Genomic DNA, 25,786 nt, shown 5'->3' with positions numbered 1-25,786 from the left:
CGCAAACTCAAGCAACTTGGCGCGATCGGCTTGCGCCCGCAGAAGCGCATCGCCGCTATTTCACGCGCGCAATGATGGGGCGCCGAGCTCTGTTCAGCTTGGTTCGACCTAATGCAATGACGCAACCTCTTTCACCGGTCCTCTATGGAGCAGTGCAAATGATCGTCGATCTTCTGCGTCGAGAGCATCGCAATATGGAACTGCTTCTCGCCGTACTTCAGCGTGAGCTGGAGATTTTTGAGCGTGGTGATCGTCCTGATTACGAGGTAATTCGCGCGATTATCAGCTATTTCCAGGTTTACCCAGAGGTGTACCATCATCCTCAGGAAGACTTGATCTTCTCCAAGCTAGGGATTCGCAATCCGGATGCAGCTGCAACCCTCGGAGACCTCACGCGTGAGCACAACGAAGGCGCCGATCGTTTGCGTCACTTCGCTCGAGCGATCGATGCCGTCCTCGCGGATCGCGATATGCTCCGGCAAGAGGTTGGCAGCATCGTGCGCAACTTTATAGTGCGCGAACGGGATCACATGACGTGGGAAGAACATGAGTTCTTCCCCACGGCGTTGAAGGCTCTGTCTCCTCAGGATTGGAAGGAAATCGGTTCGGCGCTCACCGATCGTAAGGATCCTCTTTTCAGCGAGGCAGGCGAAGCGACTTCCGACGCGCTGAGAGCGCACATTCTGCAATTGGCACAAGAGGCTGAAGCCGAACGGCACTCGGTCGCGTTTTCATCTGCGATGGCGGCCACCCAGCCAAGCGGCGCCAAGACGGACGGCCCGCAGTTTTGACCGCGAGCCTGCCTCAAGACAACCAGACGTCATACCCATTCTGACTCGCTCGATGATAAATGCGCCGGATCTCTAGCAAGAATTGCGGGTTTCTGCGTCGTGGACGGCGCCCCACTGCCCGTACATGACCATTCATCTGCGATTCCAATCCCCGATATATGCGTCGTCGGCATCCCCTACCAATTTCGGCTTCAGAGTCGTCGTTTAGCAGCCCCCACATCGGACATTTTGAGGCAGCGCAAAGCTTGTCCGCCGCGAATCCAATAGTCGCTTAAGAGAGTGGGGAGGATTCCGCATGCGATCGGACTTGGCAAAATCCTACGGGCAGGATCGGCTGCCCCGCTATACCAGCTATCCGACCGCGCCGCATTTCTCATCGTCAGTGCGCGAAACGGACTACCGAACATGGCTCAACTCGTTGCGGGTCCAGCAGCGCGCCTCGATCTACCTTCACGTGCCGTTTTGTCGGTCCCTGTGTTGGCACTGCGGCTGCCACACGTCTGTCACGAAGCGCAACGAACCGATCGCGATCTACGCCGCAGGACTGCGTACTGAGGCTTACCTCGTCGGAGAGACCATCGGTCAACGACTATCGATTTCTCATATCCACTTCGGCGGCGGCACTCCTACGGTCATGACACCCGAAACGTTCGCTGATCTCGTCGGCACGTTACGCTATTCGTTCCTGGTGCGGCCTGATGCCGAGATTGCCGTCGAGATCGATCCACGCACGTTGACCGAGCCGATGGCGGAGGCGCTGGGCTATTGCGGGGTCAACCGAGTGAGCCTTGGCGTCCAGAGTTTCGATCCAGCTGTTCAACGCGCCATCAATCGTCCGCAGAGCTTCGAACAGACGGCGACTTCGGTCGAGCGGCTGCGACGTGCAGGAATCGGGAGGATCAATTTCGACCTGATTTACGGGCTGCCCCTGCAGACCGCCGCTTCGGGCCTGGATACCGTCGCCAAGTGCGTCCAGCTCCGTCCGGACCGTTTTTCGGTGTTCGGCTACGCCCATATTCCTTCATTCAAGAAGCATCAGCGCAAGATCGACGAAGCCTCCCTGCCCAACAGCGTCGAGCGATATCTCCAATCCGAAACGATCGCCGAGGCCTTGATTGATGCGGGATACGTGCGTATTGGCCTCGATCACTTCGCCCTCCCGGACGACGCCCTGGCCTTTGCAAGTCAGGAAGGTACGCTGAGGCGCAACTTCCAAGGCTATACGAACGATTCCGCAGATGCCCTCGTTGGTCTCGGCGCCAGCGCCATTGGCCGCATGCCCCAAGGATTCGTCCAGAACGCTGCCGCGACAAAGGACTACCTCGCACGCATCACCGATGAGCGGTTCGCCACCGTCAAGGGTTACTCGCTCACAGAGGAAGATCGTTTCCGAGCCGAAATCATCGAGCGTCTCATGTGCGACATGGCCGTCGATCTTGCCGATATATCCCGCCGTCACGGCAGGGATCCGACACTGGCCATCGTCGATCGGTCTCGGATCGACAGCCTTATCGCGGATGGCGTCGTGACCATGGACGATGACCGGCTTTACGTAAGTAGCGACGCTCAGTTTCTGGTCCGGAGCGTCGCGTCGGCGTTCGACGCTCATCTTGCGCGGTCCGAGGCTACACACAGTCGGGCGGTTTGAACCGATTCAGTAAAATGGAGGAAGTTGCGTATCCAGCAGTAAGGCGATGACGAATGGAGTTGTTGTATCCCGAAGATCTGGCTCTTCGGTATCAGCAAACAAATCAACGGACGGACCTATGCTCGCGTGGCACACTCGCGTCCATTAAGCCGCAAGCCGATTGGCATCTCGTTCCGATCCGCCAAGGGTCGCCACGCCCATTTATCGAGTTCCCGCGCAGATATTTCGAACAGAGATTCCGAAGGAACGCGTGTTCGTCGGACCAGCTCAAATTCGTCGAACAAACGCGCTCCAGCGCAGTATTTAATCATCAGCAAGGCGCACATTGCATCAATCAGGACGAAAACATCGGTACAGTAACCAATCTCGGTGAAGCAGTCTGACCGACGACACTTCGCCGAGGAAGCGCACATAAGAATCAAGTTCTGCGCCCCGTGCCCTTACATGCCGCGATTGAGCAGCGTCGACGCCGCACTTCACGCGCGTGTGTGGTTCGGCGCCAAGAAAAACGCAAGGGGGCTGCCACCTAATGCCGACAGGAGGCGAGAAATGCGCAACAGCGACCATCGATCCAACCACGGTTCAGTAAGGTGCTGCGCGGTATGCGGAGGACGGTTCGGGCTGATCCGTTATTACTATTGGCGAACGGCCTTTTGCTCCAAGAAATGCGTCGAGCGCTTCAAGACGCGGCGAGAGGCCGACCATAAATGGCTTCGATGGTTGCGAGCGGCTTAAGATGCGAGCGATTAGCACAGAGAGTCTGAACGGAGTGCACCAAGCCAACAAGGAGCGATTAATCAAGGCTCCCGGACTCGCATGTTTACAGGTATCCATACTTTAGATGCTCTCCATCAAGACAATCGATTATACCAACCTGCGGAGCGTCAGATAAGAAGTATATCCGTTTTCAGAGTTTGCGGCGCATGCCCTCGCCGCAATCGAACCGTTGGCAGCCTCTCCTTCTGCCAATGGAGGTCGGTGCGATGCCTAATAGCGTCGCTCCTCCCGGACTGAGACTTCCGCCCGGCCGCCGAAAGGAGGCCGGGCTTCTTTTTGTGCTGATTGCATCAACGACGGATCCCGTTAGGACGCACTTTCGTGCACCATTGCCGTGCCATCTCGGTAGGTAAGCAGGGAAACACGCACCGATGCCGCTTCCTCGTGCATTGGGAATTCGAAGTGCCGTCGTGGTTGGCGAACTCGGCCTGCGAAGTTGCATGCAGGAGAGGATAACGGCCGTCAGGAGAGGCTCGTCCCTTCGCAGGTCTTGAGCCGTCTCGTCATGGAGGCACGTGCCCCTTCCAAAACGCCGGCCCAGCTGCCCGCTCCTCAGTCCCGCCCATCGGAAGGCATCGGGCTGCTTCTTCGCTTGTTCGGCGAGTCCGAGCATGGAATGAATTTTCCTCGCTCGAAGCACACATCGCAACAGCCAGTTGGCAAAAAAAGTCGCTTGAATCGTCACGCTGCGAATAGCTCAATCCTGATGAGAGCACCCGCGCACCTTTCTGGTAGCCGATTAGGGCTGAAACTCCGACTTCTGGTAGGGCCGCGCGGATTCGAGGCTCATATCCCGCGCTCATCCGGCTCAGGCGCAAGGCACGTCCCTTAACCAGTCACCGCCATACCCACTGAACCGCGCATTCTCCCCGGAGCGCTTCCCGAGTGGCAAGCCGTTGCCAGCCAATTTGCTGGCTGTGCGAGGCGAAGGTTGGGACGCCGAAGGTGCCAGATGCAAGTCAGCAAGAGACTGGCGCCACGCGACCAAAACCGAGCCTCCAGTCGCAACGGTCCAAGCGCCAGATCGGGTCCTTTGCTAGCGCCAATCTGAGCCGCACTTCCAATTTTTTTGATAGCGACAGTCAAGGAATCTTACTGCGGATTGGCGCAGCAACTCACTATTCTTTTCCTGCACGACTGGCCGCGCTTTCGCTTGGTTTGGCGTGTCAGAGAAGGAAGGGAAAACGTGATGACGAAGAAGATCGCTGAGATCAAGACCACCATCCGCACCACCACTCCGTACACGGGTACGCTCTAGGTTGGTTCGATGAGTGCCTTGTATGCATCTACCTGATGAAAGCATAGCGGCATCGGAGGGTGGTCGTTTCGACCACCCTCCTTTGGACAGTTGCGGAGAGTAGAATGGTTGATTTGATCCAGCAGCGCATTGCCCCGGTCATATCATCTTCCGTCAAGATCAGTCCGATCAGCATCTTGAAGGCAGAAGGGGGCATGGCACCGGTTCCGACGATCAAATCGGCACTCGCGAGCTCCGGCTGGGACCTCTCAATCGCTGACGGCGACTGGCGGACCGGCGGCTACCTTGCGGGGCTGCAAGCGTTCATCGACGCCGAACTGACGTGGGCGGCTGAAAATAGCCCACAACTGGTTGAGGCGGCACAACAATCCTTGAAGCGGCTATTCCCTCTCCTGGTCAGCGATGCCTTTAGCGTGCCGAAGGATCTCACCAATACCTCGAGCAAGGAGGAGCGCACACGCTTCTATCATCATGAATATCAAAATAAGCTCTTGGTCGGATTAGCCGAATTCCTGATCACGTGTGCCCGAGAGCGCAACGAACGTCACATCCTCGTCATCGACCGGGCGGCTACCCTGTCCGCCCCGGCGAAGAACCTGATCAAGCTGCTCGTCAGGCTGGACGACGATACGCGTCTGTTTCGGTTTCTCCTGATCGATTACGAACAATGCCTCTTTTTCCAGGACGCCAGCGAAGTTCATTTCGGCAGATATAGCATGCAGGAACTGGGGCCGGTCCTGGATCGGAATCTCGCTTCGGAGAAACAGCGGCAGATCTATGAGGCAAGTGGTGGGAATCCGCTGATCGCCGAGGCCTTAAGCAAATGCGCGGCAGCCGGATTGCCCGTCATCGGCTATCTCGAGCCGATCGCGATCGTGGATCTCCATCTGGCCAGCCTCAACACCGGGGAACGGCACAGCCTTCTCAAATCGTACATTGAATCCGATTGCACGACGCCTGATCTCATCGCGCAACGAAACTATGCGACCTTCGAGCAGGCGACCGCAGATCATCTGCACGAGCAGATGCACCGCGCTTCCCTCGACCGCTATCTGACGGGCGAGGCGCCGCTCGTCATGCTTCATGCGCTATCAATAAGGGACAAATACAAGCGTCTGGAACTGGTTGCAGAACCGAGTCGGATCCTCCAAAGCATCGGCCTGTATGACCTCTGGTTTGGCTACTTCGGGGAACTTTTCGCCGATCCTGCGCTTCGCACCTACGGCTCGGGAGATGCTCCGGCAAACGCCGCCTTCATCAACGCGGCTTTTGTGCTGTATTCGCTCGGCTGCGGGCGGGTGTCCGTTCCCTATCTGAATGAATTCTACAAGACATTCCCGAAGAGCCGATACACGCCAACGGTTCTCTATGCCCAATCAATGACGTATGGACGCTATCAGCAGCCGGTCAACCTCACGGTGGCCGAAGAGTACGCCGTCCGAAATCTGGAGACCATCGAACGGGATTTCAAGGATCACGACAAGTATGATTATATCAAGGTGTTTGCAGAGAATGCCTATGCATACATCAAGGCCAAGCAGGAGAAATATGAGGAAGCCCTCAGCCTTTGCGCGGAAGGCCATGGTAAGATGCTTAAGGCGTATGGCGACGAGCGCTTCAAGCTTCACCAGTCGATTCTTATCTACAACACCAGTCAGGTCTATGAACTCGTCGACGATCTTCCTCGGGCTGAGAAGCAATTGCGTAATGCCATTGCCTACGATCCCTACTATGGAGAGTATCAGAATGACCTGGGGAACCTGCTTTCTAAAGTACCCGAAAGGGAAGCTGAGGCTCTAGAGGCATATGCGCGCGCCATTGAGCTCTGTCCCCCCTATTACGAAGCTCATCTGAACAGGGCCGCACTTCGCAACAGAATGGGAGACGCCGCAGGCGCTCTAGCCGATCTCGACAGAACACTTGTCATCAAGCCAAACGAATGGCGAGCTCACTTCGAGAAGGGCAACATCTTGATGTGGCAAGATAGGCCGAAAGCTGCTCTGGAGTCCTATCTGGCAGCAGCCGATATCAATTCCAAGAATCCCGATTTGCAGAGCAACCTCGGTCTCGCCTATTCCGAGCTTGGTAAGGCGAACGAGAGCATCGCGCACTATCTTCGAGCTCTTGAACTTAACCCTCGGCATGCGCCCACGCACAACAATCTTGCCATCGAGTACTTCAACCAGGGCCGGCCAGATACATCACTGAACCACGCCACGGTCGCTGTCGAGATTGGAGGAGATCCAGATTACCTGCTTACTCGTGAGCACATCCGGACAAGTCTGCAAGCTGACTTGGCTTCGCGGCGGGATCGAGCGTCTGCGTCTTCCGCCAAGCCTTCATGAGCTGGCGGCTCGTGGCATTCCTTGCCGTCGAAGCCGCGCGGCCTGCGGCAGGATCGCCAGTGGTAGCTGCACCTCAAAGCTTAAGGGCAAGGTCTAGCGGATCCTGTCGCGCGACAAGCGCCGCAAATTCAGGGACTGACCAGGCAACGGGACCCGGGTTGTCCGTCACCTTGTCCCGAACGACCGCACGCCACAGGCGGGGAGGTAGAAATGATGCCTTCTGACCAGTCGTCCTGTTGCGAGAGCGTTCGTCATGCCCTTGCGGGCTCATCACACCGATGTGGCGGCACAAGACCAGCGTCATCTTCGCTTCGGCATCAAGCGAACCCGATGACAGGTTCGATGAGCTAGAAATGAGCGGGTCGAGCACACGGCAAGTCGTCTATCTATCGCATTTGATCGTTCAGATCGGCGGCTGGGCGTTCCGAATTGGCATCCTGATCGGCCTCCTCCAATCCGGCATGAGCGCCGCGGGTCTCGGCGTTGCCGTCACTTTTGCGCCTATCCTGCTTGGGAGCCTTTTCTTGTCGCCGCTGGTCGACAGACGTGACCCGATCTCCGCCATGATGATCGTCAATGCGGTTCGCATATGCGCGCTGCTCGCCATCTTCGGCACCGACGGAGCCGATTCCTTTCTGAGCTATGCCTCAATGGCCATCCTAAGTCTGGTCCAGCCCGTTTACTTGTCTGCAGAAGTTTCTTTCTTCCGTCGTATCACATCGAACGACGGCATGATCTCGGTGCTACGCAACATTGCCAATATCGACTTGCTAACCTATCTGATCGGAATGTTTGCAGGTGCCATGCTCTCCGACCAGTTGCATTTACGTGGCGTTTTGGCGTTCAACTTATCGGCGATCATCCTGTCCTTGATCGTGCTTCTTGGTATTAAGCTGCGATTCAGAAGGACACCGGCAATCCTTGAGAAGCAGCCTTCCGGAACTGTCTTGGATTTGGCACCGCTCTATCCCGTATTCCTTGCAGTCTTTCTGCTCAATCTCGGCGCGGGCATCATCAATGTCTATCCCGCAATACGTGCCACAACTGGGGGCGTTCTCGACAAAGGCCTTCTATTGACCATCGTCATGACCAACGGCGTTTTGGCCCTGCTGGGGGCGCTAGCCGTCAAGCCGATTTTCAACCTGTTGGGAGCCTTGCCGACGGTCGCCGGGGCCGCAATGCTGCTTGCGGCATGCCTTGCGATCATGTCGCTCGATGCCGGCCTGACTGTGGTCATCGCGTCGAGCAGCGCGATGCTCGGCTTTGGCCAAATATTTGCGGCTGCCGCCCACACGCACATGGTCTCTGCACTTGCTCCGGATCGCGCCGGCCGCCTTTCCGGGTTATTTCAATGTTGTACCTATAGCGGGGTTGCGGGAAGCGGTATTGCTGTCTCGCTTTTAGGTGACCGGCTCCCTTTCGGCACGATCGTGCTTCTATGCGCGGCAAGCGCATTTGTTGCTTTCGCTGTAGCGACCTTTGCAGTCGTGAGATCAAGGCACTCTCAAGGGTCATGTCCGGTCGATCGGTAATTCAGGGATCCACACGATGCCATGGGATCAGTTGTTCCTTTTGGAACGCTCGTTTGCAGATCCGTCCTTGCCAGGACGAGAATTCTATTGCTGGCAATGCTTGCTATTGGACGGGGTGCTGTCCGCGTTTCCAAGCCGCGCTGCGATGCTCGACATTCGTCGGATTGCCTGGGCCAAGCCACGAACCGCACTCATCGAGAGGCTTGGGCAGGATCATCAGTCCGTGCCCGTTCTCATTCTCGAGAAAGGAGGCCCTGCACCGGAGAAGGCGAAGTACGCGAACGGGCTCGCCTATGTCGACGATCCATTTGCAATCCTTCATTGTTTAGCTGTGCGTCACGGATTTCCGGCGCCTTATCCCGGAAGAGTGGCGCCTTGGCCATGATGGGCATCACCGGGTTGACGTCAGCATTGGCCTAAGGGGAAGCGTCGATTGAGCGGTCTGCTTGATCTTGCGAGTTGCGGCCTGGGACAGGCGATGGTTGATGACTCCGGCCTAGTATTTCTGACAGTACCCAGCGTTCAAACTCGCTAACAGCCGCAATATTTCGCCTGTGCCCATTGACAAACATGTAGATTGAGCGATTGACCGGCACAAAGCCAAACGGAGCCACGAGCTCTCCCTTCTCAAGGTTGCTTCGGACCAGAATTTGCGAGGAAATGGCGGCTCCAAGCCCACTTTTTGCCGCCTCCACAGCCAAGGTAAATGTGTCGAACACGACGCGGCGCGGCCCCTGCACGCATATTGCAGCCGCGCTGGCCCATTCGCTCCAGGCGTCCAATCCGTTGGCCTCGTGCAGCAGAGGAATAGACAAAATGTCTTGCGGACTTTTGATCGCCTTGAGCGTAGCAGGCGCACAGACAGGGCCAATCATCTCGTTCGCGACGTGCACCTCACGGACGGGAAGCGGCTGCTTCAACAGGCCGGAAACGAACAATACATCCAACGCACCAACAGCCAGCGCATCTAGATCGGCCTCGGTCTCAAAGACAAAATCAATGTCCTGATAGCGTTGGCGGAACGCACCAAGACGAGGCAACAGGCCGTGCGACAAAAATGTGGTTGAGCACCCCACCACCACGGAACGTCCTGCATCGTTCCTTCGTAGCTCATAGCATTCTTTCTCGAGCATTGTGAACGCGCTCGCACAGCTGCTCTTTAGCTGTTCGCCGTCGGATGTCAGCCGCACGCCCGAATTATGGCGAACGAATAGCCTCCTGCCGAACCAATTCTCGAGAAGGCGCATCTGGTAGCTTACCGCGCCGGAAGTCATGTTTAGCCGCTCGGCCGCCTTTGAGAAGCTTGGAAACTCGCTGACCGCCTCAAACAAATGAAGGCTTTTCAGAATAGGTAGCTTGCGCATCCGACTTACCTAATGGGCGCCGTTAACTGCGATGAGTTACTATTGAGCTCTCATGCGTCTGGTTCTTCCCAGCACCAACGACGGCTATTGCTGACTGGATGGTCACAGCTGACGACTGAGACCTCTTCGGTGCCAGGCCTATCAATGCGAATTCACCGATCAAGTTCGCTGCCCAGTTCGGTCGAGACACACGGACGCTTCCCATCTTGTCGTCCTTGAGGCACGGTTGTGTGAGAATCCTGCTCGGTGCAGCGTTCGTTGCTGTGCGATCTCCTCGAGAAGGATGCAACGGAATGTGAGGTTTGGAATAACAAGTCCTGGACCAGTCAGGCTCTGCAACACTTTGCCCGTCGACGGAGAGACCGCCGGGGCTAGCCACGCTACAAGACTAGCAGCCAGTTGACGGGCTTGCGTTCGAACGCTTCTCGCGCAAATGGAATTCCTCCAATCAATCTCAAGATCCGGCATAGCATCTTGCCCGTCGATTGGGTGGTTCGCAGCTATTGCCTCGCGTCCGCCTCGATCAATTCAGCCAGGCGACGTGGTGACGTTGAGATAAGCAATGGTCCTGGATGTATCTGCTTCGATAAGTCTCTCCGCCGAATTTACTCCGAACAAAGCCGTTTCGATGCATAGGTGTATTCGAGCGCTAGTCGACGTGCGTATTCGATGAGATTGGCCGCGGCGGCGTGTCCCCCATCGGTGTTCTCATAGTAGAAGTAAGGCTGGCCCAGCGCGGCGAGTTTCGCGGCAGCTTTGCGCCCGTGCGATGGATGCACGCGGTCATCCTTGGTTGAGGTGAGAATTAAGGGAGCGGGGTAGGTCTTGCCCGGAGCCAGCTTCTGATAAGGCGAGTAGGCTTCAATCCACGAGCGCTGCTCGGCGATGGCGGGATCACCGTATTCGGCAATCCAGGAAGCGCCCGCGCCCAGGCCGGTGTATCGAAGCATGTCAAACAGCGGCACCTGCATGATCGCCGCATTGAAGAGCTCGGGACGTTGGGTGATTGCGGCGCCAACGAGTAGGCCACCCTGGCTGCCGCCAATTACTCCTAGCCGGCGCGGACTTGTGACCTTGCGGCGGATCAGGTCTTCGGCAACGGCAATGAAATCATCCCATGTCGTTTGCTTCATGGCTCCTTGGGCTGCTTGATGCCATTGTGGACCAAACTCGCCGCCCCCGCGCAGGTTCGCAACGACATAGGCATTGCCCTGTTCGAGCCAGAGCCGTCCCACGGGTCCGAGATAGGAGGGCAGAAGCGAAACCTGGAACCCGCCATAGCCATAAAGAAGTGTTGGGATGGCGCCGTCAAACCTCGCATTCTTCGCCCGTACCAGAAAATAGGGAATTGACGTGCCATCACACGAAGTCGCTTCGCACTGGTCTACGACGTGATTGGACGCATCAAAGGCGGTAGGTGTCGTCTTCAATTCCTCAAGGTTTTGGGTTTCGGCATCAAAATACCAGATTGATGTTGGCCTGAGGTAGTCCGAGACCGTGAACATCGCCTGGTCCGCTTGTCCGGACGCGGCTGATACGTTGACATTTGTATGTTGCGGCAGCGGGATCGGCGTCGACGACCAAGCTTTCTTATCGTACTTATAAAGGAACGCTTTGCTCTGAACGTTCTCAAGGATCGTCAGGATCAAGAAATTCTTTGTGCTACTGAGCCCGCTCAGGGCCTGGCGGGACCCAGGCTGGAAGACAAGCGAGGCTTTAGCGCGCAGCGGGTCCTGTTTCCATTCGGCTAAGTCATACGAAATCAGCGAGCCGGTCCCAAATCTGACGTCATCAGGCTCCCATTCTTCGTCAAGGTTCACAAGCAGGCGACCGCTCGCGAGCCCGACTATCGCGGCCTTCTTCGGCAGATTGAGCTTGATGGGCCCATCGGGGCGGAAGACCACGTACTCACACTCGACAGAGCTGATGACACGGATGGCGCCGGTCGCATGTATACGTCCTTCACTGTCTCGAAGCACCAACGGCAGCGCCTGAACGTCGGTAGGCTCGCCGCGAAAGATCTCGCGAGCCTCACCGAGTGGCTGAGCGCGTTTGAGCTCCTTTACCACAAAGGGGTAGCCGGCCTGCGTCAAAGACCCCCCGCCCCAGTCCCGTGCAACAAGGAGTGTGTCACCATCGACCCAGCTGACGTCCTGCTTGCCCTCCGGAAGATAAAAGCCGTCCGCAACAAAGGACTTGGTCTCGCTGTCGAACTCGCGTATAGACGCGGCATCCTTGCCGCCATCGGAAAGACTAATCAGGCAGAGGCGCTCTTCAGGTGGAAGGCCACTGCCACCTTGAAAGACCCAATTCTTGTTCTCGGCATTCGCCAATGCGTCCACGTCGAGGATGGTTTCCCACTGTGGATCTTGGCTACGATAGCGTTCCAGCGTGGTGCGTCGCCAGACGCCGCGCACATGGTCCTCATCTTTCCAAAAATTTTCTAAGCCGCGCCGTCCCAACGAAACGTATGCAATCCGATCCTTGGACTGCAGGATGGTGAGCGCCTGTTCGTAGAAGGGCCGATAGCGCGGATCTGCCTGGAGGACCCCGAGTGTCTTCTCATTTTCGACGCGAGCCCAAGCCAATTGGCCTCGTCCTTCGATGTCCTCGAGCCAGAGGAATGGATCATCAGCTTCCACCGACGTCGCTCGCTCTTGCGCAAGCGCGGTGGCGCGGGCAATCGATGGCGGCGCGGCGGAGAGGAGTGATTTGTTCATGGACTTTCTCCCGATGAGACCGACGGGCCACGAACACGCCTGGCGCGTCAAGCGGAAGCGGCAGAAAGCACGCAACGCATGGAATAGCGCAGCTTGCGGACCATTCATTGCAAACTGCGTGCCGGCTAAAGAGCCGGACGTTTCAGCCACTCATGGCAGCACCGATCATGTCCGATTCCCGACATTGGTTGCCAAGCAAACACGGGCGGCGTGCCGGCGAGATCGCCTGTCAAACATCGCCAGTATTTTCGATCTTCAGTGGTCAAGAAGGGACACAATGATGCACACCGCCCGCCGGCACAATTCCTATCCCCATATGTGTAGGTTCCTCGCAGCTTCGACGCCATCGGGCAGATTTGTCGGCGGCGCTCACTATGACAAAGAACAGCGCGTTGATCAGCAGCCAGATCGCGATCAGCTTAAGGGTGGTGTACATGACGATCTTCCAAGTCATCCGAAGAGGTGCTCCAAATAGTCATCGGACGGCTCGGCTTCTCCTGGCCAGGAAAAAGAGCTTGTATTTCCTCTCCGCCTCTCGGCGCGGTAAGATCTGCGAGCGCCCACAAGCCCTAATCCACCAGCCACCGAATGCCGCAGCGCCCTCGTCAACTAGCATGTCTAGTAGTTGATCGAGATGGAGGGCTCCTAACAAGCTAGATGCGATAGCAGAGCTCAAATGGGGCTAATAGTTCCAATGCACCGACCTTCATGCACGATCGTTTCGGCAAACGGAATGACGCGATGAAAAAAGCGGTTGATGATCGCGTATTGGCCGCAATTGATCGGCTAGCAAATTCCTCCAGCGAGGTCGCCAATGCTTTGTTGACAATGCTTAACAAGCAGGACGTTGCAAATGAACACCTGCGCAAGCTTGTAACCGCTGCGGAAATGTACGGCCTACCCAGAACAAACCATAGCTTGTTTCGCACTTTGTCTGCGATTGCGCAGGAACAAGCCATTGAGATAATCCGCACAGAAATGGCGGACGCTGTGTTTTTTGCCGATCATGATGAGTTCAGGTTTGATGCCTTGTCAAAAGCGGGTACGGGTGTTGCCCTCGAGTTCGGCGTCTGTAGCGGTTACACTATCGGCACCATGGCCGAGCGATTTCCAGAGCGGAAGTTTTATGGCTTCGATAGCTTTAATGGCCTCCCGGAGCGCTGGAACGGATACCTTCCAGTGGACTTTGATCGTGGAGGCAAGGCGCCTGACGTTCCGGAGAACGTAGAGCTAATTGTTGGTCTGTTTGATGAGACGATTCCAGTGTTTGCTCGGCGCGAGCTACCCGTTGCATTCATCCACGTCGATTGCGACATATATTCAAGTACGAGAAGCATCTTTACGGGGCTCAAGTCTCAGATTCGTCCGGGATGCGTTATCGTGTTTGACGAATATTTCAACTACGTAGGGTTCGAGAAGCATGAAAGATTAGCTTTCGACGAATTCATCCGCGAGACCAACTATGGTGTCAATTGGATATCTTACTCGGGGCAACAAGCCGCTTGTCTACTGACGAGAGGGGCCGAGGGGCACTTCCGTCGCACTGACTGAAGAGCTGGTTGTCATCGAATGCGTTTCGGGCCAAGAGCGCAACTAGCAAAAGTTGTGTTATGGATTTCATGAAGCGCTCTGGCGGAACGACCGGATGCTCTTGGAAGCGTAAATCAGGCGCCGTTCGGAGGAACAGTCAGATCCGGCGCTTCAGTCAGAGGGGTGTCACGGGACCCCAGGGGGTGCGGGTCAGTGCATTGGAGGTAAGGGCATTGCACCGGAGCGTACCGAAGGCACGCGGTGAGCGCATGCCAAATCGGATCGATCCAATCAGCTGTCCTGGTTAGCTGGGGCTAAAGATCAGATATAGCAGGATCACGGCTGCGACGGCCGTCCAGCCGACTACCGTTGCGTAAGCTGTTACGCGCGTCGGCATTGGGCGGCATCTCCTGTATGAAGCAATCGAACGGCCACGCCAAGAGCGGCTTCGTACATCACTCAATATGAAACCCTGTGTCGTGGGTCCGCCATAACCCGGGATGCCTTCCCCTGTGAAGTCAGAAACAGTTCGCAAGCCAATAGAATAATCATGACGTTGCGATAGCGACACATCCAGGTGTCCCTTGCCTGCCGGGGGCCACCGTCGTGATTGCAAGCGGCTTTCAGCAACCGCTAACTGGGTGTACCTCCGCGATGGCTAAGCGCAGCGCTACTTGTGGCCGGAGCTCTGGCTAGATCGATCGTGTCTCGTCCAGCCCTCTGACATACCCAGCACCGGAAATTCGGTGCCGGTTAGAGGAGACCTATTTGTGCGTGCCGTACTGATTTCCCGTGCGTGGGTTCCGATATGTGCCTCCTCTGTGAGACGATCCCATTCCGCCCAAGTAAGAACCGCCGTGGCTGGAGGTGTGGTGCCCCCCTCCGTAAGAGACGCGCCCGCCGTGGCCGCCGCCTCTCGCCTGCGCAAAGGATGTCGAGCACACCAGGACCAATACGAGGATTGCTATTCGCTTCAAGGTAACTCTCCCTCAACGTCTCACCTTCGAGACCACGAACACGTCTTCTGAAATTCTCTGCGCCTGTGCAACCCGCAATCGCGCTATTCACACCCTAACGTTTACATTGCTGGCGTACTCGCACGAAGAACGGACCTGGAGCTACCGGGCAATCTGGCTCGAGGCAATTCCTACAAGGTTTTCGGGCAGCCCGCACAGGAAACGACAACCTTTGTACGGTGCGGACAGACGTATTGCTGTTAGGAGCCCGCAATTCGTCTAGTGTTCAGAGCGGGCAACCATGTGCGTTAGCTTGCGGGGATCGATCGTGCTCAACAAGGGAGAGACAAGTCGAGCGCATTGTAAGCTACGCCCCGTTGCGCGGGTGACTTTCTCCCCTGCGCATGCATCCCGATTCGGTGTCTTGCTGGCGCGACGCGGCGGAGGCCAGACTGCTCTCGCGTCGACCCAAAGCAGGGCCCAATCTGCGGCACATCGAGTGTGGTTTGATGGGCCATCGTGACCTTATCTCCAATAGCTTTTTGGCACTGATCGCGGCGGGGCTCGTGCTGCTCTGCTCGAGCCTGCTCGCCTTTGCCTTTACTTTGTGAGGACCATCCCATGAAATCATTCAAGCTGATCGGCCTGGCGCTCGGCGCATCTTTCGTGCTCTCCACAGCGGCATTCGCGGACGACCTCACCATCGCCGTTGCCGGACCAATCACCGGCGGCGAATCCGCATTCGGCCGGCAGATGAAGAACGGCGCCGAGATGGCGGTGGACCAGATCAATGCTTCCGGCGGCGTGCTCGGCAAGAAGCTCGCGCTCGACGTCGAGGACGATGCCTGCGACCCCAAGCAGGCGCGCTCGGTCGCGGAAAAGATTGCCAGCGCCAAAATCCCGTTCGTCGCCGGGCACTTTTGCTCCTCATCGTCGATCCCGGCATCAGAAGCCTATGCCGACGGCGGCGTGCTGCAGATCACACCGGCTTCGACCAACCCGCTGTTCACTGACCGGAAGCTGTGGAACGTGGCGCGCGTTTGCGGCCGCGACGACCAGCAGGGCTTGGTCGCCGCCCAGTACATCACGAAGAACTTTAAGGGCAAGAACATCGCGATCCTCAACGACAAGACTACCTACGGCAAAGGCCTTGCCGACGAGACAAAGAAGGGCCTCAATAAGGCCGGCATCATCGAAAAGATGTACGAGTCTTATAATAAGGGCGACAAGGACTTTAACGCGATCGTCTCGCGTCTCAAGCGTGACAATATCGAGCTTGTCTATGTCGGCGGCTATCATCAAGAAGCGGGCCTGATCCTGCGGCAGATGCGCGATCAGGGCCTGAAGACCGTGCTGATGTCAGGCGACGCGTTAGCTGACAAGGAATATGCCTCGATCACGGGCGCCGCCGGCGCGGGCACGCTCTTCACATTCGGACCCGACCCCCGCAAGAAGCCAACGGCGGCTGCGATCGTCGAAAAATTCAGGGCCAAGAACATCGACCCAGAAGGCTACACACTCTACACCTACGCTGCGATACAGGTGTGGACGCAGGCGGCGGCCAAGGCTGGCACCACCGATCCGAAAAAGGTGATGGATGCGGTCAAGGCAGGTTCCTGGGACACTGTGATCGGCAAGCTGGAGTATGACGCCAAGGGCGACATCAAGCAGCTCGACTATGTCATTTATAAATGGGACGATAAGGGCGGCTACGCTGAGGTGAACCCAAAGGGTTCTTGACGCGTCCCAACCCGACACAAGACGTTGGTGTGTGACGGCGGAGTTGGTGCGGTGATCAAATGCCGATCAGTCGATTTCTCCAGGGCAGCAAGCTAAACCCGGAAGAAATTGAGCGTCTGAACTCGGCCTACGTACAGACGCTGCGCTCGCTTGGCTTGGTTGATCGTAACGACCCTATCGCCGAACTCGTCGCAAGGAAGATTCTCAAGATCGGAGCCGCGGGGGTTCGCGACCCGGCAGAGATTTCCAAGCTCGCCGTCAAGCAGCTTGGTATCGTTAGACCGCCATCGATCTAAAGCCAGCGCGGCGGGCTCGCACGTATGGTTGGTTTTCCCCGGGACGCTCTATGAATTCAACTCGGCGCGCACAACCTACAGGCGTCGAGCCCCTAGGATCGGCGGAGCGTGCTGCAGCTGTGTGACACTCTGGAGGCAATAAAATCGAACCTGGCGTGATGTGCGATTGAGTCGGGTCCTTAGGATCGCTCCGTTTCGGATCCACGATCGTGGCTCACGTCAGATTGACAAAATGACGACTCGGGTGCGGACCGCGGGTGGCGCCGCTGCCGCGATTTTCCTTGAGCTCGCCGACGCGCGTTCGGCGTAATCGGTGGGACTTCGCGAACGGCGCTTGCAAACTCCGGAGCATCTGAATCGACGGCTGGCGACGGCTCGGCCACACGGGCCTGGCTCTCCATGTATTCCAGCACGGCACGTCCCTTCTCCGTGAGGTGCCAGCCGAACGCGTCGCGCTCGACAAGCCTCATCGCAAAGATGTTCAGATCAGGCACCCGGGCGGCAAGTCGCCTGGTGCGCTCGGACCAATCCTTGCCGCTCTTGGCCAAAATGGCCATGTCGCGCTTGAGAGCGTCGAGGCTGGCTACGCCATTCGGATAGCTAACGAGAAGCTTCAAGATAGTGACCTGAAGATTCATGGCCACTGCGTGCGAACTAAAAGTAGGCGAGCTTCTGGAGAAGGCCAACGCATGCAACATCACACAAAAAATATGACGAATAATGTGCCTCAAGCGCTCGCACGGAACAAGTCCGTCCGTGAAACGCGGACGGAACGGGGCGTACGCCTCAGACGTTTGCGCACAGATTGCTTAGCTGCTTCTGTGAGGCTGGAGTTTCGACATACGTCCGCATAGAGGGATTGAATCGTAAGCAGAGCCACAGCCGATGATCTCGAAGTAGGTCGCGAGTGAGCCGCCGGGGTGCGCCTTACTTTCGCGCAGCTGGATACGGCTGGACGGCTTGGCGGCCTGCGATGCAGGGTGATTCGCCCGATCGGACGTATTGGCGCGTCATTGAGGGGAGAATACTGTTTGGTCGTACCTGCCGGTGGTCACGTCGACGCGTTGCTGATGGCCACGAACGACGTTGCGCTCACAAGGAACAAACTAGACCTGCGCCTGAAGCGATCGTCGCCGGCGAGCAGAATGGTAGATCGGGCTAATCGGGCTGCCGTTCGTGTTGGGACGCCAACGACGCCGCTCATCGTCTTGCCATCGCCGCTACTCGCTAGCTTCTCCCATTTTGTCGCTCCGTCGCGTCCGACAGTGAGCCCAGCAGAAGATGAAGCGGCGCAAGATGGAGCGGACGCGCTTCTAACGGACTACGCGAAGGCGCGTAAGCTGCGCCCTTTTTCGATGATTCAATAGCGCATCCCACTTCGTGCATCTCGAAATCGTCGATACTTTTGCTGGCTAATCCTGCGAACCAGTTTAGCCACGCTTCTCCCCGTAGAGACGATGCAGCGGGCGTCTCGTGGTGCGTTAGCCTGTAGCCTCGTGTCTTTCGTTCAGCGCGGTCCATCAGTTTTCGGAACTGCTCGTATGGGCCAGGCTCGGGGCGGGCCGGCCTATTTGCTGATCCGAACCGCCGCGATCCAGGCAGAAATGCAGGATGACACGATGGTTCGGGCACGTCCGCCCTGTACGTCTCGAGCTCTAAGCCCGCAGACGGCTTGCTGCGCATGGCGCGATAAAAGCAAACAGGATGAGAGCGCTATTCCATCGCTAAAGCCCAACTGCCTCGATCTTCAGCCACGTCGAGGATGATGGATAAGATAGACGACGCAGCTTTGATCAGAGCTCAACAGCCAGTTCGGATTGCTCGACCGTATGTTCAACTCAGCCGTGTAGCGCTCACCATTGATTAAGAATTCTGTCCTCCAACGGCGCCGCAGGGTCGGCAACTGCCCCCAGCCGTCCAGTAAGTCCATCAGCTCCTTCGATACCTCTTGGCCGCCGTTACCCCATTGGCGGTGGTCCCAGGCCCGGCCGACGAACCTTCCGAAATCCTGCAGCCCGCTGCCGTCGATGACGGACGATACCCCGACCGCCCTGGCAACAGACGAGGGGCCGGCTTCTTGGTCGTCCCCGCCCCGAGCCCCACGGGAATCATACGGCATGGAGGATTCCCCAGCCTCAATGGACGATGAGGGAGGGATTTGATCCCACGGGATAAGTGGCGACGCCGGCTCGGTACCACCACCGTTCCATGGTGAGGCCGGCTCGATACCAAATGGTGGAAGCTCGTCGGAAGCCCCGTCCTGCGGCGCGCTCTGTTGGGACGACGGCGCCGCAGAGGACGATATCTCGGCCGCGCGCGATGGATACTGAGGCTCGTCACGCAACCTGTCAAAATTCAGACCGCTATCGTGGTCCGGCAATGATTTCAGATCGCCAGAAGTCGCATATGGCTGCGCAGCCCCGGCCGGCGACGATGTCCCTTCAACCACCCCGGAGGAACCGTCGATGCGCCCTTCCGCTAGCCCGTGGGGTGCCATCCCGAACGCGTTGGGCCCAGGGACGAGATCAATGTTAATGCCTTGCGGATTGTATGGGGTCCGCTCCCTTATTCCTGCCGCCAACTGCGCTGTGTAGGGCCGACCATGGATGCTCACATCGCTCGGTTGGAACTGCACCGGCAGTTTGCCGCTTCTGCGCAGTTCACCGATCAGAACGTCCGGCACCGGCTCCCGACCCGGTTGCCAGCACGAGCCGAGGATATATCCGAAATCCTCCGCTCGCAGGTCTCGACCGAAACTCGAGGACGGCTCCGCAGCCCTGGCAGATGACGATGGTCCGGCGGCTTGATCCCTCGGCGGAAACGCACCATCGAGGCGTCCCCCGGATGGGGGAAATACCCGCAATGCGCCGTGCTGTGGAGCGCCTTCCCGGGCTGCCATATTTTCCAAAAATGGCCTCACCAGTTCATAGTCCTGCTCGCTCAAGGCCAAGGCCTCTGGCGATCCCGCAGCCCCCGGCGACGCGCTGGGCGCCGCCCAAGCGCCGTACACGGATGACCGCTCCCCAAGCCTGTCCGGCGGCAATGGCCCAGGGACATCCGCCGTCGGTGGAGCTTGAGCATCGTCACGTGACCCGTACGCCGGACGTGCATCCGGCACCGTAACAACATGGTGCTCTGCACCGGCCCCCGCGGTCGGCTCCGCATGCTCGCGGCATGCCCCTCGAAGGCGCCTCAGCGCGGCAGTGATCTTGGGATCATAAGCCTTGTAGTCATTAGCATGCTGCGTCAGCGTATCGTCGTGCAGCCGGCCAGCCATCGGCTTCTGGTTTTGCTCTTGGAGCCAATCGCTGAAATTGCGAAGAACTCCGGCGTAGTCGCTGACAGTGTTCGGTTGCAGAGGCGAGGGCGCCCCCCTGAAGGAGGAAATAAGCCTCTCGTCCTCAGCACACCTCGCCTTCAGATGGTCGCCGGGCTTGGCGGTACGGCGCTCCACCGGAGCTCCGGCAACGACGTCCCGAAGGCGGGCCAACGCCCTTTCGAACGAAAGAACCTCCTGCGCATAAAGCCCCAGCTCGTTTGTATGGGCATGCACATCGGTATCCAGATGATTAAGCCGACCGGCCATTGGCGGTCTCTCAGCCTTGCGAAGCCAAGCGCTAAACCTTCGCAGCGAGTTTGCCATCCGTCGAACGTAGTCATCGGCGAGGTCACCCTTGTTGGCTTCCTTTTCGAAGTACGAAATAAGTGCCGCATCAATTTCGAAGTGAAGCGCCTCCTCCTGGTCAGAGGGCCTATCGGGCGAGTTATGCTTTGGCTTCTTATGCGGCGGACTGCCTGTCATGGTCCATCTCCGATTCAGGCGAGTCTGTGTTTCAGTAACTCGACAGCAAGAGGCATGCCAACAACCCCGTGCTAAGCCTTGAAACGATTCGCACGCGAAGCCTTGCACCACTTCGAGTGCCATGTTGCAGCTGTTTTCCTTCCGAACAGCAAACGTCGAGAGGCAAGCGGCGGCGGCCTGCGTGATCACGGATATTCTCCCACTGACGGATCCTGGATGACGGAAGCCGCGGCCGTCGATCTAGGCTATCACGACATCGCGCTCATCTGCGCAAACAACATTGCAGCTTCGGATGGCCCAAGCCCAATGATGCCTACAAAACTCGGCGGCGGCATCGGAATGTCTCGATGAGTTGGCTTCCAGAGATGCAGGCAATACCGGCTGTTGTTCACATACCGCGAATGAGGCGGATGCAGCTGCATCGCGCATTCCTCTTCATCCCAGAATAGGTCTTTGACGAAGGACATCTCTTCCCAGTTTGGGCACCGCCGCGGGGTCGAGACGGACACTTGCTCCCAGCCTGGACGCACAAGTCCACTGATCTTGAGCTCACAGCCGCAGGGCCCTTGTACAAAGAATACGCCACAAGGACCTGATCCAGGAGCGCTAGCGAACCGGCCATATCGCACTCGGCCTGCCTCCAGTTTTTCTAAGATCTGCGAACGCACTTCCCCTCCTTTGCCTCGCGAATAGCCGTGAAATCGACGTAAATGACGTTGTTTCGGGACTCACTAAGCGGCGCCAGCTGAGTCTTCGACACCACGTTCCGGTACCATTCTCCAGCTTGCACTAACTGCTGCATTTCGAACAATCTGCTGAGCAAGCCGCAGATGTCGATCATCTCTTGTCCTCCACTGCACCCCTTCGAACCATCATGCCCCGACCATCCGCCGAAGCGGTGTCAGCGGCACGCCTGAGCAGCGCATGCCCAATCCATCATCGCCGGATCGCGCGCATCAGCTCCCGCTCGCATCAGCTCGAGCTCGTCGCGAGAGCCCTGTCGGCCTGCTCTTTTTGGTTTCAGCATCCAGATTCTCCTCTCTTTCGCCCCGCGCGACTTCGTCCAGCCTGCCGCAAGACGCATGACTTGGTCCTCGCGATTGGCAGGGATTGCATCAATTGCCTCGAGGAACAGCTCGCCAAAGAGGGCCTTTGCGTCCCCTCTGCCAGCCCGTTCGGATGAACGTCTCGGTTATGAGCTAGCCTCATGCGAATAGCTCGGAGCAATTGATTATTGCTCATCGATGGCGGCTAAGCTGGCGTGAAAGCGAGCCTCCGCCCGGACGCGGGCAGCGGACGAGCGCGGCGGTCACCTGCGCCACTTACTAGCCGTCGCTTATTGCTGCACGCGTTCAGCGCTCGTGGAAACGCTTCAGCGCATGACGTAGCTGCGTCATCAGATTTGTCGATCGCTGATGCGTCGACAATCAGTATGCTCAATATGATTGTATCGACGATTCTTCGTCAGTGTGTTCTCCATTGTAGCCGGCGAACCACCTAGCGCCTTCAGCGATTGAGGACTCCCAAAGGCGACGCTGTCCGATACTAGCTCTCTACTTAACATTTTAGTCCATCAGCCCTCGCTGCTCGCCGCAGCCTGTAACAACGCCAATGAGTCATCTATGTGGCCACATGAACCAAGTTTGCGCCAAGAGCAGGATCGAACTCGCATTCGCCGCCGCAACGGGTCTGTGGTTAACAGCCACACTCGGCTCGCGCTGCCCGCGCACCGGTACGTCAGAGTCGCCGGCCATCTGGCCTAATGAAAACCGTATGTCCGGTCGGGTCGTAAGCGTTTGACAGTTCCCCGTCGCTACGTCTTCAAGTGGGGGAACGATTCAATGAACGCGATTGTTAAAAAGAGTCTGCGAACGTCGTGAGGCAGCCGCCGTAAGCTAGCTCACGGAACTTCGTTCGCCGGCCACTCAGGATACGTTGTCGTGGTTGAGGTGCCGCTTTCGAACATTGTAACTCACTATCCAGATCACGCCGATCGCGATTGGCACGAAGATTGCGGTTAAAAAAGAGGGGTCTACACGCAGTCCGACGTCTTGCGCCCCCTTGGCGAGGTAGCCGAACAGGCTGACTACATAGTATCCGATCGCCGCGACCGATAATCCCTCGACCGTGCACTGCAGCCGAAGTTGCTGTCTCGTACGCTCGCTAATTGCGTGCAGAAGGTCACGATTCTGCTGCTCGATCTCGACATCGACGCGGGTTCGCAACAGATCGGCCGCGCGTACCAGCTTGACCGACAGACTCGCCTGACGATCCTCCACGGTCGCGCAGGTCCGCATGGCTGGCGCCATGCGACGCGCCAGAAAGGACGACCAAGTCGGATAGCCCGCGACATCGCTGCCTTCAATGATGGACAGTCGCGATTGGACCAGCTCATTGTAGGCCCTGCTGGCGCCAAAGCGAAACAGGCTGCCCGTCGCGCCTCTTTCGAATGAGGCGGCCAGCGCCGTCAGTTCGGCAAGCAGGCGGTTGTTGAATTGCAGCCCCTCTGAGCCCTGCATTTCCTCCAGCGCCTCAACAAGACGGCGATCGATGCGGTCGACGGACGGGGCAAGCTCAAGAGCCGCCGACAGGCCAAGCAGCGCCAAGGGACGATAGGTCTCGATTTCTAGGACCCGCTGGACCAACGCACCGAGATCATACGGCGTCAACCCGAGGTCGCAGACAAGGATCCTGGAGAATCCCCTTGCGTCCACGCGAAAGTCTGAGGCCACAACGCCCGTGGCCCCCTTTGTGGCAACCATAGCGAGGCTGCTCTTGTCAAAAAGCTGTTCAGCACGTTTGGTCGGCGAGGTGCCCTGCTCCACTTCCAACTTGTTTGCCACCAGTAGTGGTCCGGCTTGCCGCAACGCGCGGATCAGCGATTGAACGGTATCATCGAAATCGTCGAATTGGCGAGCCTCAGGACCATTTGCGGCACTCCAGATCCAGGTGAATGTCGCAAATTCCGAATGCTGCTCCCAGCGTAGCATAGCAGGTCCGATTACGATCTGATGATGTTTCGCCGACGGCTCGGGCGGTGGAAGGTTGTGCTGATGGCAGAAATCGACAAAGCGCTGGCGATCGCTGGCGGCCGCTTCGCCCTGCGCGAGAAAGGCGAAGTGAATCACGCTGAATGGCGAGACAAGGCGCGTGAAAGGGCGCGCGTGCACTTCATTGAGCACAGCGTCGCGTTGCGGATGCAGCTTGAAGGTTCGCAAGTCCAATTCATCGAGCATGTACTGACGCCTCACTTCAGAAATGAGCAAGCAACAGCGAGCCTCGACACGAGCGGCTTTGGCGATACGGGAAACGGGTGCACCCGCGAGCCACAGATCGAAATGACGTCAATGATCAATGCAGAGGCCACCTTCAGCTCGTGAAAGTGGCCTTACGAGAGCGCGATCAAGGCTAGCAAATTAAGCCCGAACCGCATACTGCATTGCCGATTGACACGTCGAAGCTCAAGTACGGCTCCCATCCTGTTGCAGCGCCGTCTTGCTGGCGCGCGAACGCGGTGCAGGATTTGGGCCAGTGCGGAAGCAGCGAACACTCGTTTTCTCTGCTATTCGAAGATGTCGGCAGCGGGTTTCCGGCATGACGGCGCGCTCCTTTTGACCGCAGCGCGCCTGGCTGTGTACAGCATCCGGTGCTGCCTACTTGAGCAAGCGAACCGCGTCCCGCCGTCGCCAAAGCCTCGGAAAATCCGACAAGGTCGAGGAGGCTTGCAACAGGATGCGGAAATATCTGACGAAAGAAAAATTGACGTGAGGTTAGAGCCAGGCCGCGCGTTGCGATGCCCGCCGCTGTCCGTGGCGCCAGGCCGGCAAAAGTCGCAGCATCTGTTGACTGCAAACCAATGGAGCAGACTGCTCGATGACTGACGGGGTGATATGGCAGACGGGCTGTCCCGGACGCCTCCTCAATGTTTGGGGACCCTCGCGCGGTATAGGCCGCGAAACAGCGTAACCGCAGATAAGCGAATTTCAAGAAACGTCGGCGTATGGCTGCTTGGGACCGGCTGCCTTGCACCAGCCATGACCGGTTAAAGACGTCGATGTAGGGAACCCGACGCCTCGCTAAACCGTTCCCGCGCGCGCCGGCAAACATGGTTTTCTCATCTTAGGCGATGCGCAGCAGCGCTCGCCGGTGGCACGCCGATTGCTCAGATGGAAAACGTTCGAGCCGAGAGGCGGTATGCTGCTGTCCTTAGCCATGATCGCCGGCATCGAGCAGATGTTCGTCCGGCTTGGTGACTTCATTTGCAGTGACCCTAGCCATGGCTCTGCCGACTAGCGCAGTGCAAGAAGGTGTATGGATGACACATTGGCGCACTTCAAAACAAGCCATGTTCGAGAATGACAAATCCGCTCGCACGCCAGGTCCTGGGGCTCCACAGACGCAGAGAGCCTGGAACTTCTGGCCGCTCGCGGCGCTTCTTCTTAATGCGCTCCTTTGGGCCGGGATCTGCTGGCTCGTCGCGATATTATCGTGATCGAGATGGCGTCGTCGAAGAGGCAAGCCCGCGCACAGACAGGCGCGATAGAAGGTCCCGCAGGAACGACGAATCCGACGTACGTCACTGGATAAGGTGCCGCTGGACCGCTCCAGGGCGGGACGACTTATGACGCCCTATCGAGTTTGGCGACGTCCAAGGCGGACCAGACTCGGCATTGTTACGCAAGCAGAAGCAGTCAGCGGCAGCCTGATTGGGTGGCTGGCAGAACACCGAGCATCGAGCTGAAGAGTTCGATCAACGGACTTGCTCTCGCGTGAGTCCGCCCACGAGACACCTGCATGGCAGCGTGCCTACGTTCAAATGGTGCACCCACGTTTGCCCTGATCACGACGACGACAATCCGCGATTCACGCTCGATTTTCCCCATGACCAACTGTTGCGCGAGAACAGGCATCATCCCGCGGCGGCGTTGTTAGGTCCTCTCTCGTTCGCTTGCATACACCCAGCTCAAATTGACAACCGGAAGAATAATTCCGAACGGATGCAAGCTTGGTTGGTCCTATTCGGACGA

The 25,786-nt window shown here is 57.7% G+C and carries 15 protein-coding genes; 9 read left to right on the top strand and 6 right to left on the bottom strand.

Annotated elements, in window-relative coordinates; translation table 11 throughout:
- Window positions 1-158: 158 nt before the first annotated feature.
- The 6 genes from QMZ05_RS20870 to QMZ05_RS20845 all read left to right on the top strand — a co-directional run bounded on the left by QMZ05_RS20870 (window position 159) and on the right by QMZ05_RS20845 (window position 8,736).
- The gene (locus tag QMZ05_RS20870; protein WP_353702445.1) at window positions 159-791 is read left to right on the top strand and encodes a hemerythrin domain-containing protein; all 633 of its coding nucleotides are present in this window, start codon (window positions 159-161) and stop codon (window positions 789-791) included.
- Window positions 792-1,086: 295 nt separating this feature from the next.
- Window positions 1,087-2,439 carry an oxygen-independent coproporphyrinogen III oxidase gene (hemN, locus tag QMZ05_RS20865; RefSeq protein WP_353702444.1) on the top strand — a complete coding sequence of 451 codons (1,353 nt, stop codon included), beginning with the start codon at window positions 1,087-1,089 and terminating at the stop codon, window positions 2,437-2,439.
- A 1,879-nt stretch (window positions 2,440-4,318) separates the two neighbouring features.
- Entirely contained in the window at window positions 4,319-4,474 is a 156-nt protein-coding gene (locus QMZ05_RS20860; protein WP_353702443.1) for a hypothetical protein, read from the top strand.
- Between the two features lie 104 nt (window positions 4,475-4,578).
- Window positions 4,579-6,819 (top strand): tetratricopeptide repeat protein, encoded by a 2,241-nt coding sequence (locus tag QMZ05_RS20855; RefSeq protein WP_353702442.1) that lies wholly within the window; start codon window positions 4,579-4,581, stop codon window positions 6,817-6,819.
- Between the two features lie 353 nt (window positions 6,820-7,172).
- Entirely contained in the window at window positions 7,173-8,351 is a 1,179-nt protein-coding gene (locus QMZ05_RS20850) for an MFS transporter (protein WP_353702441.1), read from the top strand.
- Between the two features lie 16 nt (window positions 8,352-8,367).
- Complete coding sequence (locus tag QMZ05_RS20845; protein WP_353702440.1) at window positions 8,368-8,736, top strand: DUF3088 domain-containing protein; 369 nt, start codon at window positions 8,368-8,370, stop codon at window positions 8,734-8,736.
- Between the two features lie 31 nt (window positions 8,737-8,767).
- Here the strand turns inward: QMZ05_RS20845 and QMZ05_RS20840 are convergent, their stop codons facing one another.
- From QMZ05_RS20840 to QMZ05_RS20830, 3 genes are all read right to left on the bottom strand, one after another.
- The gene (locus QMZ05_RS20840; protein WP_353702439.1) at window positions 8,768-9,715 is read right to left on the bottom strand and encodes a LysR substrate-binding domain-containing protein; all 948 of its coding nucleotides are present in this window, start codon (window positions 9,713-9,715) and stop codon (window positions 8,768-8,770) included.
- A gap of 605 nt (window positions 9,716-10,320) precedes the next feature.
- Complete coding sequence (locus QMZ05_RS20835) at window positions 10,321-12,435, bottom strand: prolyl oligopeptidase family serine peptidase (protein WP_353702438.1); 2,115 nt, start codon at window positions 12,433-12,435, stop codon at window positions 10,321-10,323.
- A gap of 262 nt (window positions 12,436-12,697) precedes the next feature.
- Entirely contained in the window at window positions 12,698-12,889 is a 192-nt protein-coding gene (locus QMZ05_RS20830; protein WP_353702437.1) for a hypothetical protein, read from the bottom strand.
- Between the two features lie 287 nt (window positions 12,890-13,176).
- Between QMZ05_RS20830 and QMZ05_RS20825 the strand changes: the two genes are divergently transcribed.
- From QMZ05_RS20825 to QMZ05_RS20815, 3 genes are all read left to right on the top strand, one after another.
- Window positions 13,177-13,986, top strand: coding sequence for a class I SAM-dependent methyltransferase (locus tag QMZ05_RS20825; RefSeq protein WP_353702436.1), 810 nt, complete (start codon window positions 13,177-13,179; stop codon window positions 13,984-13,986).
- A 1,556-nt stretch (window positions 13,987-15,542) separates the two neighbouring features.
- Window positions 15,543-16,661 carry a branched-chain amino acid ABC transporter substrate-binding protein gene (locus tag QMZ05_RS20820; protein WP_353702435.1) on the top strand — a complete coding sequence of 373 codons (1,119 nt, stop codon included), beginning with the start codon at window positions 15,543-15,545 and terminating at the stop codon, window positions 16,659-16,661.
- A 59-nt stretch (window positions 16,662-16,720) separates the two neighbouring features.
- A complete protein-coding gene (locus QMZ05_RS20815) occupies window positions 16,721-16,957 on the top strand; it encodes a hypothetical protein (RefSeq protein ID WP_353702434.1) in 237 nt (78 codons plus the stop codon).
- A 179-nt stretch (window positions 16,958-17,136) separates the two neighbouring features.
- Here QMZ05_RS20815 and QMZ05_RS20810 read toward each other — a convergent pair whose 3' ends face one another.
- The 3 genes from QMZ05_RS20810 to QMZ05_RS20800 all read right to left on the bottom strand — a co-directional run bounded on the left by QMZ05_RS20810 (window position 17,137) and on the right by QMZ05_RS20800 (window position 23,995).
- Window positions 17,137-17,595 (bottom strand): hypothetical protein, encoded by a 459-nt coding sequence (locus tag QMZ05_RS20810; RefSeq protein WP_353702433.1) that lies wholly within the window; start codon window positions 17,593-17,595, stop codon window positions 17,137-17,139.
- A gap of 1,109 nt (window positions 17,596-18,704) precedes the next feature.
- Window positions 18,705-20,759, bottom strand: coding sequence for a hypothetical protein (locus QMZ05_RS20805; protein WP_353702432.1), 2,055 nt, complete (start codon window positions 20,757-20,759; stop codon window positions 18,705-18,707).
- Window positions 20,760-22,684: 1,925 nt separating this feature from the next.
- Window positions 22,685-23,995 (bottom strand): DUF3422 domain-containing protein, encoded by a 1,311-nt coding sequence (locus QMZ05_RS20800; protein WP_353702431.1) that lies wholly within the window; start codon window positions 23,993-23,995, stop codon window positions 22,685-22,687.
- Window positions 23,996-25,786: the final 1,791 nt, after the last annotated feature.

It is taken from the genome of Bradyrhizobium sp. INPA03-11B, from assembly GCF_040446015.1.
GTDB lineage: Bacteria > Pseudomonadota > Alphaproteobacteria > Rhizobiales > Xanthobacteraceae > Bradyrhizobium > Bradyrhizobium macuxiense_A.
The sequence above is the reverse complement of the archived record's forward strand: the minus strand, read 5'-3'. Positions and strand labels throughout refer to the sequence as shown.

Bases quoted from the DNA above. Each gene is read 5' to 3' on its own strand.
- QMZ05_RS20870 (WP_353702445.1), top strand. From the start codon at position 159: ATGATCGTCGATCTTCTGCGTCGAGAGCATCGCAATATGGAACTGCTT.
- hemN (WP_353702444.1), top strand. From the start codon at position 1,087: ATGCGATCGGACTTGGCAAAATCCTACGGGCAGGATCGGCTGCCCCGC.
- QMZ05_RS20855 (WP_353702442.1), top strand. From the start codon at position 4,579: ATGGTTGATTTGATCCAGCAGCGCATTGCCCCGGTCATATCATCTTCC.
- QMZ05_RS20850 (WP_353702441.1), top strand. From the start codon at position 7,173: ATGAGCGGGTCGAGCACACGGCAAGTCGTCTATCTATCGCATTTGATC.
- QMZ05_RS20845 (WP_353702440.1), top strand. From the start codon at position 8,368: ATGCCATGGGATCAGTTGTTCCTTTTGGAACGCTCGTTTGCAGATCCG.
- QMZ05_RS20840 (WP_353702439.1), bottom strand. From the start codon at position 9,715: ATGCGCAAGCTACCTATTCTGAAAAGCCTTCATTTGTTTGAGGCGGTC.
- QMZ05_RS20835 (WP_353702438.1), bottom strand. From the start codon at position 12,435: ATGAACAAATCACTCCTCTCCGCCGCGCCGCCATCGATTGCCCGCGCC.
- QMZ05_RS20830 (WP_353702437.1), bottom strand. From the start codon at position 12,889: ATGACTTGGAAGATCGTCATGTACACCACCCTTAAGCTGATCGCGATC.
- QMZ05_RS20825 (WP_353702436.1), top strand. From the start codon at position 13,177: ATGAAAAAAGCGGTTGATGATCGCGTATTGGCCGCAATTGATCGGCTA.
- QMZ05_RS20820 (WP_353702435.1), top strand. From the start codon at position 15,543: ATGAAATCATTCAAGCTGATCGGCCTGGCGCTCGGCGCATCTTTCGTG.
- QMZ05_RS20815 (WP_353702434.1), top strand. From the start codon at position 16,721: ATGCCGATCAGTCGATTTCTCCAGGGCAGCAAGCTAAACCCGGAAGAA.
- QMZ05_RS20810 (WP_353702433.1), bottom strand. From the start codon at position 17,595: ATGAATCTTCAGGTCACTATCTTGAAGCTTCTCGTTAGCTATCCGAAT.
- QMZ05_RS20805 (WP_353702432.1), bottom strand. From the start codon at position 20,759: ATGACAGGCAGTCCGCCGCATAAGAAGCCAAAGCATAACTCGCCCGAT.
- QMZ05_RS20800 (WP_353702431.1), bottom strand. From the start codon at position 23,995: ATGCTCGATGAATTGGACTTGCGAACCTTCAAGCTGCATCCGCAACGC.